Origin of the sequence: Ketogulonicigenium vulgare WSH-001 (assembly GCF_000223375.1) — a bacterium.
Taxonomy (GTDB): Bacteria; Pseudomonadota; Alphaproteobacteria; order Rhodobacterales; family Rhodobacteraceae; genus Ketogulonicigenium; species Ketogulonicigenium vulgare.
Genome location: NC_017384.1, coordinates 454,083 through 469,746 on the forward strand (window position 1 = coordinate 454,083; position 15,664 = coordinate 469,746).

General features: G+C 63.5%; 18 protein-coding genes. 13 read left to right on the top strand and 5 right to left on the bottom strand.

The window, feature by feature from the left end; all coding sequences use genetic code 11:
• The first annotated feature begins 28 nt into the window (after window positions 1–28).
• The 11 genes from KVU_RS02150 to KVU_RS02200 all read left to right on the top strand — a co-directional run bounded on the left by KVU_RS02150 (window position 29) and on the right by KVU_RS02200 (window position 8,638).
• Window positions 29–856 (top strand): urease accessory protein UreD, encoded by an 828-nt coding sequence (locus KVU_RS02150; RefSeq protein WP_014537526.1) that lies wholly within the window; start codon window positions 29–31, stop codon window positions 854–856.
• A 1-nt stretch (window position 857) separates the two neighbouring features.
• Window positions 858–1,160, top strand: coding sequence for an urease subunit gamma (locus KVU_RS02155; protein WP_013383675.1), 303 nt, complete (start codon window positions 858–860; stop codon window positions 1,158–1,160).
• Between the two features lie 12 nt (window positions 1,161–1,172).
• Window positions 1,173–1,478: an urease subunit beta gene (locus KVU_RS02160; RefSeq protein WP_013383676.1), complete on the top strand. Its 306-nt coding sequence runs from the start codon at window positions 1,173–1,175 to the stop codon at window positions 1,476–1,478.
• 12 nt (window positions 1,479–1,490) lie between these two features.
• Window positions 1,491–3,251: an urease subunit alpha gene (gene ureC / locus KVU_RS02165; RefSeq protein ID WP_014537527.1), complete on the top strand. Its 1,761-nt coding sequence runs from the start codon at window positions 1,491–1,493 to the stop codon at window positions 3,249–3,251.
• Window positions 3,252–3,258: 7 nt separating this feature from the next.
• Complete coding sequence (locus tag KVU_RS02170; protein WP_014537528.1) at window positions 3,259–3,900, top strand: urease accessory protein UreE; 642 nt, start codon at window positions 3,259–3,261, stop codon at window positions 3,898–3,900.
• Entirely contained in the window at window positions 3,803–4,519 is a 717-nt protein-coding gene (locus tag KVU_RS02175) for an urease accessory protein UreF (RefSeq protein ID WP_236953136.1), read from the top strand. The genes KVU_RS02170 and KVU_RS02175 overlap by 98 nt, the downstream gene beginning before the upstream one ends.
• Window positions 4,520–4,532: 13 nt before the next feature.
• Window positions 4,533–5,147 carry an urease accessory protein UreG gene (ureG, locus tag KVU_RS02180; RefSeq protein ID WP_014537530.1) on the top strand — a complete coding sequence of 205 codons (615 nt, stop codon included), beginning with the start codon at window positions 4,533–4,535 and terminating at the stop codon, window positions 5,145–5,147.
• Complete coding sequence (locus KVU_RS02185; RefSeq protein ID WP_013383680.1) at window positions 5,144–5,839, top strand: 2-dehydro-3-deoxygalactonokinase; 696 nt, start codon at window positions 5,144–5,146, stop codon at window positions 5,837–5,839. Before ureG ends, KVU_RS02185 begins: the two co-directional genes overlap by 4 nt.
• Complete coding sequence (locus KVU_RS02190; RefSeq protein WP_013383681.1) at window positions 5,839–6,747, top strand: LysR family transcriptional regulator; 909 nt, start codon at window positions 5,839–5,841, stop codon at window positions 6,745–6,747. Before KVU_RS02185 ends, KVU_RS02190 begins: the two co-directional genes overlap by 1 nt.
• Before the next feature lie 108 nt (window positions 6,748–6,855).
• Window positions 6,856–7,692, top strand: coding sequence for a VOC family protein (locus KVU_RS02195; protein ID WP_013383682.1), 837 nt, complete (start codon window positions 6,856–6,858; stop codon window positions 7,690–7,692).
• Window position 7,693: 1 nt separating this feature from the next.
• Complete coding sequence (locus tag KVU_RS02200) at window positions 7,694–8,638, top strand: glutathione S-transferase family protein (RefSeq protein WP_013383683.1); 945 nt, start codon at window positions 7,694–7,696, stop codon at window positions 8,636–8,638.
• A 177-nt stretch (window positions 8,639–8,815) separates the two neighbouring features.
• Here KVU_RS02200 and KVU_RS02205 read toward each other — a convergent pair whose 3' ends face one another.
• Window positions 8,816–10,183 (bottom strand): aminotransferase, encoded by a 1,368-nt coding sequence (locus KVU_RS02205; protein WP_013383684.1) that lies wholly within the window; start codon window positions 10,181–10,183, stop codon window positions 8,816–8,818.
• Window positions 10,184–10,334: 151 nt separating this feature from the next.
• On the opposite strand from KVU_RS02205, the gene galE reads away from it, so the two are divergent.
• Entirely contained in the window at window positions 10,335–11,342 is a 1,008-nt protein-coding gene (gene galE, locus KVU_RS02210; RefSeq protein ID WP_013383685.1) for a UDP-glucose 4-epimerase GalE, read from the top strand.
• 30 nt (window positions 11,343–11,372) lie between these two features.
• Here the strand turns inward: galE and KVU_RS02215 are convergent, their stop codons facing one another.
• Entirely contained in the window at window positions 11,373–11,744 is a 372-nt protein-coding gene (locus KVU_RS02215; RefSeq protein ID WP_013383686.1) for a hypothetical protein, read from the bottom strand.
• Between the two features lie 190 nt (window positions 11,745–11,934).
• Between KVU_RS02215 and KVU_RS02220 the strand changes: the two genes are divergently transcribed.
• The gene (locus tag KVU_RS02220; protein ID WP_013383687.1) at window positions 11,935–12,951 is read left to right on the top strand and encodes an SIS domain-containing protein; all 1,017 of its coding nucleotides are present in this window, start codon (window positions 11,935–11,937) and stop codon (window positions 12,949–12,951) included.
• A gap of 3 nt (window positions 12,952–12,954) precedes the next feature.
• Here KVU_RS02220 and recR read toward each other — a convergent pair whose 3' ends face one another.
• The 3 genes from recR to KVU_RS02235 are packed head-to-tail and all read right to left on the bottom strand — an operon-like array spanning window position 12,955 to window position 15,655.
• Window positions 12,955–13,545, bottom strand: coding sequence for a recombination mediator RecR (gene recR, locus KVU_RS02225; protein WP_013383688.1), 591 nt, complete (start codon window positions 13,543–13,545; stop codon window positions 12,955–12,957).
• 3 nt (window positions 13,546–13,548) lie between these two features.
• Complete coding sequence (locus KVU_RS02230) at window positions 13,549–13,893, bottom strand: YbaB/EbfC family nucleoid-associated protein (RefSeq protein WP_013383689.1); 345 nt, start codon at window positions 13,891–13,893, stop codon at window positions 13,549–13,551.
• 10 nt (window positions 13,894–13,903) lie between these two features.
• Window positions 13,904–15,655: a DNA polymerase III subunit gamma/tau gene (locus KVU_RS02235; RefSeq protein ID WP_013383690.1), complete on the bottom strand. Its 1,752-nt coding sequence runs from the start codon at window positions 15,653–15,655 to the stop codon at window positions 13,904–13,906.
• Window positions 15,656–15,664 lie beyond the last annotated feature (9 nt).

Consider the following 15,664-nt stretch of genomic DNA (forward strand, 5'->3'; position numbering starts at 1 on the left):
TGCGCGCGCCTCGCCTAACTTGCCGCTTATGCTGCACGAACCCGCCCGCCTGCCCCATGAACAGCCCCGCTCGGTCGGGCAATTGGTGATCACCGCGAAATATGCGGAGGGGCGCTCGCGTCTGGACGAGTTGCGCCAGCAAGGGTCGTTCCGCGCGCTGTTTCCGCATGGCGCACGCGGCGATGTGCTGGCGATCATGCTGAACACATCGGGCGGCGTCACCGGCGGCGACCGCTTTGATACCGAGGCTGTCGCAGGCGCGGGCGCCGCCTTGACCCTATCCACACAGGCCGCCGAGCGTGCCTATCGCATCGCGGGCGACCGCCCCGGCAGCATTACCACCCGCCTGCGGGCCGAGGCGGGCGCGACCCTGCACTGGCTGCCGCAGGAAACCATCTTGTTTGACGGCGCGGGGCTGGACCGCGATTTGCACATCGACATGCACCCTAGCGCGCGTGTTGTCCTGTGCGAGCCGCTGATTCTGGGCCGCCGCGCGATGGGCGAGCGGGTGACATCGGCCCATCTGACCGACCGCTGGCAGGTGCATCGCGGCGGCGAGTTGATCTTCCTTGATACATTGCGTTTGCGCGGCCCCGTGCAGGATCTGGCCGATCGGATCGGCATCGCCGATGGCGCGACGGCCATGGCGCAGGTCATGCTGGCCGCGCCGGACGCAGATGCTGAACTTTTACGCATTCGCACGCTTTTGCCGCCCACGGCGGGGGCCAGCCTTGTGCGGGACGGCGTTTTGTTTATCCGTATTCTAGCCGAAGACGGCTATGCGCTGCGCCGCAGCCTCGTGCCGATTTTAGAAGTCTTAACCCGCGCCCCGCTGCCTCGAACTTGGAGCCTTTGACATGCAACTGACCCCCCGTGAAAAGGATAAGCTGCTGATTTCCATGGCGGCCGAGGTGGCCCGCCGCCGCCTGTCGCGCGGCGTCAAGCTGAACCACCCCGAGGCGATTGCCCTGATCACCGATTTCGTGGTCGAGGGCGCGCGCGATGGCCGCTCGGTCGCGGATCTGATGCAGGCGGGCGCCCATGTCATCACCCGCGCCCAATGTATGGAGGGCATCGCCGAGATGATCCATGACGTGCAGGTCGAGGCGACCTTTCCCGATGGCACGAAACTCGTGACCGTCCATAACCCGATCCGCTGACAGGGGGCCCTGATGATACCCGGAGAGATTTTCCCCGCCGATGGCGATCTGATCCTGAACGCTGACCGCGAGGCCATCACCCTGATGGTCGCCAATACCGGTGACCGGCCCATTCAGGTCGGCAGCCATTACCATTTCGCCGAGGTGAACCCGGCGCTCGATTTCGACCGCGCCGCCGCGCGCGGCATGCGCCTTGATATCGCCGCGGGCACCGCTGTCCGGTTCGAGCCGGGCCAGCGCCGCGATGTGCATCTGATCCCGCTGTCGGGCGCGCGCATCGTGCATGGGTTCAACGCGCTGATCGCCGGTCCGCTTTAGGGAGTTCGCCAGATGTCTACGAAAATTTCCCGCGCCGATTACGCCGCGATGTATGGCCCGACGACGGGCGACAAGATGCGCCTTGCCGACACCGAATTGGTGATCGAGGTCGAGCGTGACCTGACCGCGCTGAACGTGGGCGCGGCGGTCAGCGGCGGCTCGGGCGCGAATGCGGCGATCTACGGCGAGGAAGTGAAATTCGGCGGCGGTAAGGTGATCCGCGACGGCATGGGCCAAAGCCAGGTGACCCGTGCGGGCGGGGCGGTCGATACCGTCATCACCAATGCGCTGATCATCGACCATACCGGTATTTACAAGGCCGATGTCGGTCTGCGCGATGGTCGCATCCACAAGATCGGCAAGGCCGGCAATCCCGACACGCAACCGGGCGTCGATATCATCATCGGCCCCGGCACCGAGGCCATCGCGGGCGAGGGGCGTATCCTGACCGCCGGCGGCATCGACAGCCATATCCATTTCATCGCGCCCCAGCAGATCGAAGATGCGCTCCATTCGGGCCTGACCACCATGATCGGCGGCGGCACCGGCCCCGCGCATGGCACTTTGGCCACCACCTGTACCCCCGGCCCGTGGCATATCGCCCGCATGTTGCAGGCGGCTGACGCCTTTCCGATGAATATGATGTTCGCGGGCAAGGGCAACGCCAGCCTGCCCGCCGCGCTGGAGGAACAGGTCCTCGCAGGCGCCGCCTGTCTGAAACTGCACGAGGATTGGGGCACGACGCCTTCGGCGATCAATACCTGTATGACCGTCGCCGATGCGATGGATGTGCAGGTGATGATCCACACCGATACGCTGAACGAATCGGGCTTTGTCGAACATACGCTAAAGGCGATGGCCGGGCGCACCATCCATGCGTTTCACACCGAGGGCGCAGGCGGCGGCCATGCCCCCGATATCATCAAGATCTGCGGCGAGGATTACGTCCTGCCCGCCTCGACCAATCCGACGCGTCCCTTCACCGTGAACACGCTGGAGGAGCATCTGGATATGTTGATGGTGTGCCACCACCTCGACAAATCCATCCCCGAGGATGTCGCCTTTGCCGAAAGCCGCATCCGCCGCGAGACCATCGCCGCCGAGGATATCCTGCACGACATGGGCGCGTTCTCGATCATCGCATCGGACAGCCAGGCCATGGGCCGCGTGGGCGAGGTGATCATCCGCACATGGCAAACCGCGCATAAGATGAAGGTGCAGCGTGGCCGTCTGCCCGAGGAAACTGGCCTGAACGACAATTTCCGCGTCCGCCGCTATATTGCGAAATACACGATCAACCCCGCGATCGCGCATGGTATCAGCCATGAGACCGGCTCGATCGAGGAGGGCAAGCGGGCTGACCTTGTGCTGTGGAACCCGGCGTTTTTCGGCGTAAAGCCGGAAATGATCCTGATCGGCGGCAGCATTGTCGCGGCGCAGATGGGCGATCCCAATGCTTCGATCCCGACGCCGCAGCCGGTCTATACGCGACCGATGTTCGGCGCCTTTGGCAAGGCCGTCGAGCATAATGCGGTGACCTTTGTGTCTGCCGCCGCCGCCGCGACGGATCTGGGGCGCAACCTTGGCCTCGGCAAGAGATTGATTGGCGTGCAAAACACCCGCAATATTGGTAAACGTGATCTCAAGCTGAACACCGCGACCCCCAAGGTCGAGGTGAACCCCGAAACCTATGAGGTGCGCGCCGATGGCGTCTTGCTGACCTGCGAGCCAGCCAAGACCCTGCCGATGGCGCAGCGCTATTTCCTGTTCTGAGACGCCAATGACCCTGCATGCCCATGATATTGCCCGCCAAAGCGACGCGACCCCGGCCGATTTCATCCAGATGAGCTATGAAGAGCGGCTGATCCGGCGCAAGCGCGTCACCACCGCCAGCGGGCTGTCGTTCATGGTCGATCTGCCCGAAACGGTCGGTCTGGACGAGGGCGACGCCTTTGTCCTCAGCGATGGGCGGCAGGTCACAATCATCGCGGCGGACGAGGATCTGCTGGAAGTGCAGGGCGATCTGCACCGCCTTGCATGGCACATCGGCAACCGCCACGCGCCCTGCCAGATCGAGATGGACCGCCTTGTGATCCGCGCGGATAAGGTGATGCAAGACATGCTGCGCGGCCTTGGCGCGGCGGTGAAATCCATCCGCGAGCCCTTTCGCCCCGAAGGCGGAGCCTATGGCCACGGACGCACGATGGGACATTCGCATGGGGGTCATTCGCATGGCCCCGACACGGCGCATGATCACGCCCATGTGGATGGCCATGACCGCTTGCATGGTTTGATGGCGGGCGACGCCCCTGCGGGGGCCGAGGATGGTCACCATCACCACGACCATGATGACCACGACCACGATCATTCCCACGAGGGCGTGCCGAACCTGCGCCCCCATCGCCATGACCATCACCACTGAACAGCTACTGACCCTGACGCAATGGCTGTCGCCCGCCTATCCGGTGGGCGCATTCGTCTTTTCGCACGGGCTGGAAAGCGCGATTGCGGACGCTCAGGTGCAGGACCGGGACAGTCTGATTGCCTGGCTGTCGGCGGTGCTGGAACAGGGCGCTGGGCGCAATGATGCGATCCTGATCGGCGCGGCCTATCGCGGCGATCAGGGTGCCGCCGCCTATGGTGCCGCCTTGCAGCCCGCGCGCGAACGTTTGCTCGAGGCGCGCAGCCAAGGCGCGGCTTTTGCCAAAATCACCCGCGATGTGCGCGGCTATGATCTGCCCGATGCCGTGTTTCCTGTGGTTTTCGGCTGGGCGGCGCGGCAGGCGCAGCTGCCCTTGGTGCCCGCCGCGCAGGTCTATCTGCAAGCCTTTGTCACCAACCTCGTGCAGGGGGCACAGCGCCTGATGCCGCTGGGTCAGACCCGCGCGCAGCAGGCGATCGAGGCGCTGTCACCGATCTGCGCGCAGGTTGCGCTGGAAAACACGGGCGCATCGTTGCAAGATCTGGGCGGTTTCGCCCTTGCTGCCGATATCGCTGCCATGCGGCACGAGGGGCTGCAGCCGCGCCTCTTCCGCTCATAAAGGACTCTCGTCGATGACCATCTCCCCGAACGGCCCGCTGAAACTCGGCATCGGAGGCCCCGTCGGCGCGGGCAAGACCACCCTGACCGCAACGCTCGCCAAGCGCCTGAAAGACGAGCTGTCGCTGGCCGTCATCACCAATGATATCTATACGCAGGAAGATGCCGAGGCGCTGATGCGCCTGCAGATCCTGCCGCAAAGCCGCGTCATGGGCGTCGAGACTGGCGGCTGTCCCCATACCGCGATCCGCGAGGATGCCTCGATCAACCTCGCCGCCGTGGCCGAGATGCGCGCCCGCCATCCTGACCTCGATCTGGTCATTATCGAAAGCGGCGGCGACAATCTGTCGGCGACCTTCTCACCCGAGCTTGCCGATGTCACGATCTATGTCATCGACGTCGCCGCGGGCGAGGAGATCCCGCGCAAAGGCGGCCCCGCGATCACGCGATCCGATATTTTGATCATCAATAAAACCGATCTTGCGCCCTATGTCGGGGCATCGCTGGATGTGATGGAACGCGACGCGACCCGCGTGCGGCAGGGGCGGCCGTTCCTGTTCTCCAGCCTTAGGAATGGTGAGGGGGTCGAGGAGATCGTCGCTCTGCTGAAAGAGGTCGGCGGATTATGACCGGCGATTGGCTGGCGATCGACGCTCTCAGCGGCCAAGGCTGGCAGATGCGCGGGGCCGAGGTGCAACGTGCCTTTGCCCTTGATGGCGGGGCCTTGCCCGATCTGCCGATTGTCGCCTGCGGTATCGGCGGCGTGCCCGCGATGCCTGTGCCGACCATCCCGCTGCATCTGGCCGCAGGCGCACAGCAAAAGCTGTTGGCACCGCTGATCCAAAGCGATACCGGCGCGGTCACCATGGGGCACGAGGCGCGGATCATCGGATGGCTGCGTGCGGCGGGTGATTGGGATGGCGCGATCTGCCTGTGCCACAGCCGCACGATCTGGGCGCATGTCAGCGCGGGCGAGGTGATCGGCCTGCGCGCCAGCCTGACCGGCGAGATCAGCGACTTTCTGGCCGATGGTCAGGGCGAGGGTGGCGATTTCGATGCGGCCGTCGCCGATGGCTATGCCCGGCCCGAGCAGTTGCTGTCACGTCTTGCGACCACATCTGGCCGCGCTGCGCAGCAGGGGCTGCTGATCGGGGCCGATCTTGCCGGTGCGAAACATTGGTGGCTGGGACAAGATATCGTGGTGATCGGCCCGCGCGCCGATGCCTATGCCCGCGCGCTGGCCCAACTGGGCGCCAGCCCCCGCACCGCACCCGATGATGCAACCACGCTGGCCGGTCTGATCGCGGCGGCGGGCCGCTGATGGACCGCCTTGACGCAGACCGCCTGCTGATTTCCGTCGTCGACCTTGGCAGCTTTGCCCGCGGGGCCGAGCGGCACGGCGTCAGCCCCGGTCAGGCGTCAAAGGTGATCTCGCGGCTGGAAAGCGATCTGGGCGTGCAACTGCTGTCACGCACCACGCGCGCCCTGTCGCTGACCGAGGCGGGGCAGGCCTATGTCGAGCGGATGCGCCGCGTCGTTGAGGAGGTCGAGGCGATCGACGCCTCGGTCCGGCAGGCGACAGGACGGCCTTCGGGGCGGTTGCGGGTGACGGCACCGCTGACCTTTGGCGTCTCGACCCTGACGCCAATTCTGGTCGAATTCGCCCGCGCCTACCCCGAGATTACGCTGGATATCAGCTTTTCCGACCGCGTGGTGTCACTGGTGGACGAGGGGTTCGATGCCGCCGTCCGCATCGGCCATCCGGTTGATAGCAGCCTGATCGCGCGCAAACTGACCGATATCCGCATCGTGCTGGGCGCATCGCCGGGTTATCTGGCCGCGCATGGCACGCCCGATCAGCCTGCCGCGCTGGTGGGCCATGATTGCGTGATTGACGCGAATTTCACCGATGCGACAAGGTGGCGTTTCAACACGGCCGGCGGGCGCGTCTCGGTGCCGGTGCAATCGCGCATCGTGCTGTCGAATGCCGAAAGCTGCGCCCGCGCGGCGAGCCTTGGCCTTGGGATCGCGCGCATCCCCAGCTTTGTCGCCGGGCCGATGTTCCAAAGCGGCGCATTGGTACCGCTGATGACCCAGACCGAGGATGACCCCGTAGGCCTGTTCATCGTCTTTCCGCCCGGCCGTCACCTGCCGCTGAAGCTGCGCAGCTTTGTCGAATTCCTTGCCGGACATTTCCGTGGCACGCCGGACTGGGAGAAGGGCTGGTGATTGTTTCCAAAATGGAAACTTAATCATCACAAACGGGTGTCTTAAGGCAAAGTCAGAAATAGTCTATCTAACCCTCAACGGGCGGATCGCCCTTTGGATAGGTGCAATATGACCATTTCGAACCAAGCGCCGATTTTCGTGGGTGGCGTCACGCTGGTCGCGCAGGATCTGCAAGGCATGGCGGATTACTACCGCAATCTGCTGAACCTCGAGACGTTCAGCGCGGATGGCAGCGAGATTACTTTGGGCGCCGATACGCCCTTTTTGACCCTGCGCGGGGATAAGGCCGCGCAGAACCCCGGCGCGCGTCAGGCGGGCCTGTTCCACAATGCCTTCTTGTTCCCGCAGCGGGCCGATCTGGCGCGCTGGGTGATGCATGCGATTGATGGGCAGATCCCCGTCAGCGGCGTCTCGGATCATGGCGTCAGCGAGGCGATCTATCTGACCGACCCCGAGGGCAACGGCATCGAAATTTATGCCGACCGCCCCTATGCCCAGTGGCCCAAACAATCGGACGGCAGCCTCGAGATGTTCACCGAGGCGCTGAACGTGCAGGATCTGGTGCAAAGCGCCGGTAACAGTCGCTGGTCGGGTGTGCCCGCCGGCACCTATATCGGCCATGTCCACCTGCAAACCGCGATGCTGTCGGCGGCCGAGACCTTTTACGCCAAGGATTTGGGCTTCGATGTGACAACTCGCTATCCGGGCGCGATTTTCTATGGCTCGGGCGGCTATCACCACCATCTGGCCTCGAACATCTGGAACAGCCGCAATTCGCCCCCGCGCACAGGCGCGATGACGGGCCTGTCGGATGTGAAACTGCTGACGCAAGATCGCGCGACGCTGGATGCGGTTGCGGCCCGCCTTGGGCAGACACCCGCGCCGGTGCTGACGGTCGCCGACCCCAGCCATACCACCTTTACCCTGACGACGAAGGACGCCTGACATGCTGGTCAATGGAAAATGGGACGCTGACTGGCAGCCGGTGCAAAGCACGGATGCAAAGGGCGGCTTTGTGCGCCAAATCTCGGGTTTTCGCGATGTCATCACTTCGGATGGCAGCAGCGCCTATCCCGCCGAGGCGGGCCGCTATCACCTGTTCGTCGCGCTGATCTGCCCCTGGGCCTCGCGCACGCTGATCGCCCGCGCGCTGAAAGGGCTCGAGGATGTGATCACCGTCTCGGTCATGGAGCCCGAGATTGGCAATCAAGGCTGGCGGCTATCGGACGCCGCCCGTGCGGACACGGAGACTGCACAGGGCGCGACCTATATCCATGAAATCTATACCGCAACCGACCCGAACTACACCGGCCGCGCCACCGTGCCTGTGCTGTGGGATCGTCAGACAAAAACCATCGTGAACAACGAATCCGCCGATATCGTGCGGATGCTGAACAGCGGTTTCGGCGCGCTGGCGAAAGGTGGCATCGACCTTTACCCCGAAGATCTTCGCACGGAAATCGACGCGCTGAACGATTGGATCTATCCGCGCCTGAACAACGGCGTTTATCGCGCGGGCTTTGCCACGACCCAAGGCGCCTATCAAGATGCCTATGCCGATGTGTTCACCGCGCTCGATGCGCTGGAAGATCGGCTGACAAACGGCGGCCCTTTCCTGTTCGGCAGCCGCCTGACCGAGACGGATATCCGCGCCTTTGTCACGCTGATCCGCTTTGATCTGGCCTATTATGGGCTGTTCAAGGCGAATAAACGTCAGGTCTCCAGCTATCCGGCGCTGTCGGCCTATATCGAACGCGTGCTGGCGGTGCCGGGTGTTGCGGCGACTGTCAGCCCCGACCATATCAAGCGCGGCTATTATTCGATCAAGACGCTGAACCCGATGGGCATCGTTCCCGAAGGGCCGGATCTGCCGTGGATGCGTCTGTTGTAAAGACGCGATGCGGCGTTCACCATTGCAATGGAAACTGGTAGAACGCAGATGAAGGCTTTGCCTTTGCCTTTGCCGTGGCCGCGCCTTTGCGGCGCGGGATGACATTTCGCCCTTTGTCCATCCCTTGGGCGGATTGCGTTGCGGCCGTCCTGTCTCCAGCAGGGCGGCCGCTTTTTGTTAGGCGACTTCGGCGAACACCTTGTCCAGCGCCTTTTCCAGCTTGTCGAACATCTCGTCCATCTGGGCGGGAGTGATGATGAACGGGGGGGCCAGCACAATGGACTGTCCCAGCGGGCGGCAGATCAGGCCCTGATCGGTGCAGGCATTGGCGATACGCTCGGACACGGACAGGGTGCCATCAAAGGGGCGCTTGGTCTCTTTATCCGCAACGGCCTCTAGCGCGCCCATCAGACCCTTGCCGCGCCATTCGCCGATGTTCGGCTTTTGTGCAAGGCGGGCAAGGCCGGCCTCGAACTGGGGCGTCAGGGCACGGACATTCTCCAGCAGCCCCTCGTTCAGGATGACATCAATCGCCTTTAGCGCGACGGCGCAGCCGACCGGGTGGCCCGAGGCGGTAAAGCCATGGGGGAATTCCTCGACCGCCTCAGAGGCCGCCTGGATACGGTCGGCAAGCTCTGGCCCCAGAATGATCGCGCCCATCGGGAACAGACCCGCGGTGATGTTCTTTGACGAGATGATCGCATCGGGCGTGAAATCATAGGTCTGACAGCCCCAAACCTCGCCCGTGCGGCCAAAGCCGGTAATCACCTCATCCGCGACAAAGGGAATGCCATATTTGCGCAAGATCGGCTGTACCGCCTGGAAATAGCCGTCCGAGGGCGGGATGACGCCGCCCGCGCCCATGACGGGTTCGGCAAAGAAACCGGCGATGGTTTCAGGGCCTTCGCGCAGGATCGTATCTTCCAACTCGCGCGCAAGGCGGGCGGTGAACTGCGCCTCAGTCTCGCCAGCTTCGCCAAAGCGCCAGTAATGCGGACAGGTCAGGTGGATAAAGCCGGGCAGGGGCAGGCCGAACGTGCCGACATAGGGTTTGCCGGTCATCGAGGCCGAGACCGCCGTCACCCCGTGATAGGCATTGATGCGGGTCAGGATTTTGCGCCGCTCGGGCTGGCCTTCGTGGCGGAACATGAACCAGAGCGCCTTGACCAGCGTGTCATTCGCCTCGGACCCCGAGTTCGTGTAATGCACACGGCCACGGTCAAAGGGCGAGACCTCTATCAGTTTTTCCGACAGCATCACCGTCTGATCGGATAGGCGGCCAAAGAAGGAATGATAGCCCGGAAAGCGGTCATATTGCGCCTTGGCGGCGTCGATCAGCCCCTGATGGTCAAAGCCCGCAACCATATTCCACAGGCCGGAATTCGCATCCAGATAGCTGCGCCCCGCCGTGTCAAAGATATAGGGCCCTTTGCCATGGGTGACGACGACCGCGCCGCGGGCCTCGACCGTTGGCAGATCCGTAAAGCCATAGAGGTTATAGCGATCAGCGCGCGCTTCCCAGCTGTTGGGGCTGTTGTCTGGCATGATGGGCCTCTCCTGTTACCTGATGTCAGCCTAGATCGGCGGCACCTTGCGTTACAACACCCCAAAAGCGCCGAGCATGGTGCAATTTGCTGGCGGGCTGTCACATTGTGTCGTTAGAACAGCGACAAAGACGATTTTCAGGAGAAATTTTATGCGCGTTCTTGTGACAGGCGGGGCCGGTTATATCGGCAGCCATACATTGGTCGAACTGGCGGCGATGGGCTATGAGACCTGCGTTGTCGACAGCTATGCGAACAGCTCGCCCATCGCGCTGGACCGCGTGCGCGCGATCACCAACGGCCATATCGAGGCGCATGATGTCGATATTCGCGACACGGCTGCGCTGACGGCTGTGGCGGTTGCGTTCCGTCCCGATGCGGTCATCCACTTTGCCGGGCTGAAGGCCGTGGGCGAAAGCCGCACGCGCCCCGTCGATTATTATGATGTGAACGTGACCGGCACGCTGTCGCTGATCCGCGCGATGGAGGCGGCGGGCTGCAATAAGATCGTGTTCTCCTCCTCGGCCACGGTTTATGGCGAGCCGCAATTCCTGCCGATGACCGAAGACCACCCGCTGGCCCCGACCAATGTCTACGGCGAGACCAAATTCACGGCCGAAAAGCTGCTGTCGGCCTGGGCCGAGGCGGCGCCGGGGCGCACTTCGATCCTCTTGCGCTATTTCAACCCCGTCGGCGCCCACGCGAGTGGCACGATTGGCGAGGACCCGGTCGGCATTCCGAACAATCTGATGCCGTTCTTGGCACAGGTGGCCACGGGCCGCCGTGAAAAGCTGGCGGTGTTTGGCGATGATTATGACACGCCCGATGGCACTGGCGTGCGCGATTACATCCATGTCGTCGATCTGGCCAACGCCCATGTCGCCGCGCTGAACTTCAACGGCGAGGGGGCCGAGGCGTTTAACATCGGCACCGGCACCGGCTATTCGGTCAAGGAAATGCTGGCCGCATTCTCGGCCAGCGTCGGTCGCGATCTGCCCTTTGCGGTGCAGCCCCGTCGCCCCGGTGATGTGGCCGAGATGCGTGCCGATGCGACCAAGGCCGCGAATGTGCTGGGCTGGCGCGCCGAATACGGGTTGCGCGATATGACCGACAGCGTTTGGAAATGGCAATCTGCCAATCCGATGGGCTACGGGGAATAAAATAAGGGGGCCGAAAGGCCCCCTTAATCTTTATTGATAGTGCACGACAGCAGGCTGTTCGCTTTGGGTCGACAGCGCGCCGATACCTGCGCCAAAGCTGACGTTTTGCAGGCCAAAGTCATAGCCGACGTTCAGGTCGAAAAAGAGGTCGTCCTTCACATAGGCCGGGCCGACGCTGGCGCGCAGGCTGTTGGTCATGAACATATAATCGACGCCGACGGCACCCACGACGCTGTCATCTTCGTTGTCGGAAAACAGGCGCAGGCTGGCGCCGGTGTTCAGCGTCTGGTTCGGGCCAAAGGTCAGCGTCAGGCCAAGGCCCAGCTTGGGGTCGGCGCTGGCCGGTGCGGCAACGGCGGTGGCCAATGCGGCGGCGATCAGGGCGAGGCGAAGTGTGGTCATAATCTATCCCATTGATATCACGTGATGTGCAGATGCCTAAAGGTCATTCCCTAATCAAGGGTAACTGCAAGACAGTCCTAACTTTTGCCGCATCGAATAACTTATCACATCTCAGTAATTCACTGCCCTTTCCCTTGGCCCCCGCATCGCCTACCAAGGGCCAACGACATCCGACCAGCAGGAGACAAGCATGAGCGGAGAATTGATGGCCAGCGAAGTGGCCGAGGCACCGGGTACATTCGCCCGCACTGCAGCAGCCGACCTGACCCCCGCTTTGGCCCCGCTGGGCCTGACTGACGGCAATTTCGGGGGCCGCAGCGCCTTTTACACCATCGCGCGCGGCTCGTCCGACGCGGCGGCGACGATCATTTCCTATGAATTCATGCGCGAGACCGGCCTGCCGATGACCTCGCTGCCGCCGTCGATTTTCTCGCTGGGCGCGGGCGTCAAGATGGACGGCGCGATCGCGCTGGGCATCTCGCAATCGGGCGCAAGCGAGGATCTGGTGCGCTCGATCAAGGGTGCAAAGGCCGCGGGCGCCGTGACGGTGGGGATCGTCAACGTCGAAGCCTCGCCCGTTGGCACAGCGGTAGATGCGCTCTCGCCCATCGGCGCGGGGCCGGAGCTGGCGGTGCCTGCGACGAAATCGGTTGTGGGTTCGGTTGCGGCAGCCATGGCGCTGCTGGCGGCGCTAAAGCCGGCCTATGCCCCGGCTGCGAAATCCGCCGCTGCAACCTTTGCCGCCATCGGCACCCCCGCCCATGCCCGCGCGGCAGAACTGCAAGCGGCGCTGGCGGGTGCGAACCACGTCTATGTCGTCGGTCGCGGCTGCGGCTTTGGCGCGGCGCAGGAGGTAGCGCTGAAGCTGAAGGAAACCTGCGTGCTGCATGCCGAGGCCTATTCCGCCTCTGAAGTGCTGCACGGCCCGCTGCAACTGGTCAAACGCGGCCTGACGGTGCTGATTCTGGACACCGGCGAGGAGAGCGCAAAAGCCAGCCTCGACGCGGCCGAGGCGCGTTTCAACGCCACCGGCGGCAAAGTGTTCCGCATCGCTGCCAGCGATATTACGGCTGATGCGCTGGTGCCTGCCGCCGCCGCCGCGCTGCTGCTGTGTGTGGTTTACCCGATCATCCGCGAGATTGCGCTGTCGCTGGGCATGAACCCCGACGCGCCTGAAACGCTGTCGAAGGTCACGCAGACGATCTAAAAATTACAATTGGCGTCGCGCCCGCAGTGCGGCGCCAATCGTGCCATCGTCCAGATAATCCAGCTCGCCGCCGATGGGCACGCCTTGGGCAAGGGTGCTGACGATGATGCCGCTGAGGTGGTCAGCGATGTAATGCGCGGTGGTCTGGCCATCAATGGTCGCGCCAAGCGCTAGAATAACCTCGGTAATATTTTCGGTCGTGACGCGATCGACCAGACGCGGAATGCGCAACTCCTCGGGGCCGATGGCGTCGATGGCGGATAACGTGCCACCAAGGACATGATAGCGGCCCTTGAAGGCGCCCGTGCGTTCCATCGCCCACAGATCGTCAATATCCTCGACCACGCAAATCTGGCCGTTGGCGCGGGCGGTATCTGCGCAGATCGGGCAGATGTCATGGGTGCTGATATTGCCGCAATTCAGGCATTCGCGCGCTGATTGCGCCACCGCTTGCATGGCATTGCCAAGCGGCACCATCAACTGGCTGCGCTTTTTCACCAGATGCAACACCGCCCGCCGCGCGGAACGCGGCCCAAGACCGGGCACACGCGCCATCAGCGCGATCAGACGGGCGATGTCGCTGCTGTCATCCACGGTTTAGAACGGCAGCTTGAAATCGGGGGGCAGGCCAAGGCCGTCGGCCATGCGGCGGGTTTCCTGCGCCGAGCGTTCCGCCGCGCGGCTTTGACCGTCGCGGATTGCAGCCAGGATCAGATCCTCGACCACTTCCTTTTCCGAGGCGACCAGGATCGAAGGATCAATCGACAGCGCGCGGATCTCGCCCTTGGCGGTGACGCTGACGCGCACGAGGCCCGCGCCCGATTGGCCCTCGACCACGGTGTTTTCTAGATCCTCTTGCAGGCGCTGCATTTTTTCCTGCATATCCTGCGCGGTTTTCATCATCTTGGCCATATCGCCAAGACCGCCCATACCTTTAAACATCTGCTACCTCTTAATCGTCTTCAAAGGGGTCCCATTCATCCTCGACCTCGGGCAGGGCATCCTGTGCGGCGCTGGCGATTTTGTCGGGGATCGGGGTGACTTCAATTTTCGCGCCCGGAAAGTTGCGCAAGACGGCGGCGACCAGCGGGTTTTGCGCGGCGCGGTCGCGCAGGGCATTCTCGGCGCTGTCGCGGGCCTCGGTGATGGTGGGGGCGCCGCCCTCGTTCACGATGATGACAGCCCAACGGGCATGGGTCCAGTTCTGCAGGCGCGTGGCAAGGCGACCGGCCAGATCAGGCGCGGCATTTGGGGTCGGCTGAAACTCGATCCGGCCGGGCTGATAGCGGGCGATGCGCATGGTGCCCTCGACCTCGACCAGCAGGCGCATGTCGCGCTGATCGCGGATCAATTCGACCACAGCCTCAAAAGTGGCATAGGGCGCGAGCAGACTGGGCGCGCCGGCAAGTTGCGCCACCGGACCGCCCGATGCGGAATGGGTCGCCATCGGGACGCCGCGCGCCTGGGTTGTGCCGCCGGGTGCGGGCGCGGCGCGATAGCCGCCGCCACCGCCACCGCCGGAGGGGGGCGGCACGGGCAGATCGCGCAGACGTTCGACCAGCTCGGCAGGGCTGGGCAGATCGGCGACATGGGTCAAACGGATGATCGCCATTTCGGCGGCCATCATGGAATTGGGGGCAATCGCCACTTCTTCCAGTGCTTTCAGCAGCATCTGCCACATGCGGGTCAGCACGCGCATCGGCAGATTGCCCGCCATTTCAGTACCGCGCAGGCGTTCATCAGGCGGAATGGTCGGATCATCCGCCGCATCGGGGGTCACCTTGATGACCGACAGCCAATGCGCAATCTCGGCCAGATCGCGTAGCACCGCCATCGGATCGGCCCCATCGGCATATTGGGCCGAAAGTTCGGAAAGCGCACCTGCCGCATCGCCGCGCAGGACCATGTCGAACAGGTCCAGCACACGACCGCGATCCGCAAGGCCCAGCATACCGCGCACTTGATCGGCGGTGGTGCCGACGTCCGACCCCGCGCCATGGCTGATGGCCTGATCCAAAAGACTGGTGGCATCGCGGGCTGACCCCTCGGCCGCGCGGGTGATCAACGCCAGCGCATCATCGGTGATCGCGGCTGTTTCCGCATCCGCGATCTTGCGCAGCAGGGCGATCATCACCTCGGGCTCGATCCGGCGCAGGTCGAACCGCTGGCAGCGCGACAGGACGGTCACGGGAACCTTGCGGATCTCGGTCGTGGCAAAGATGAATTTGACGTGGGCGGGCGGCTCTTCCAGCGTTTTGAGCAGCGCGTTAAAGGCGCTGGTCGAGAGCATATGCACTTCGTCGATGATATAGATTTTATACCGGGCCGAGGCCGCGCGGTAATGGACGCTGTCGATAATTTCGCGGATGTCATTGACGCCGGTGCGGCTGGCGGCGTCCATTTCCAGCACATCGACATGGCGGCCTTCGGTGATCGCGACGCAATGCTCGCATTTGCCGCAAGGCTCGGTCGTCGGGCCGCCTGTGCCATCCACGCCGATGCAATTCAGCCCCTTGGCAATGATCCGCGCGGTCGTGGTTTTACCGGTGCCGCGAATCCCTGTCATAATAAAGGCTTGCGCGATACGCCCCGCCGCAAAGGCGTTCTTTAGCGTGCGCACCATCGCATCCTGACCGACCAGATCGGCAAAGGTCTCGGGGCGATATTTACGCGCCAGCACGCGGTAGTTTTGCGGATCGCTCATGCGCGGGGT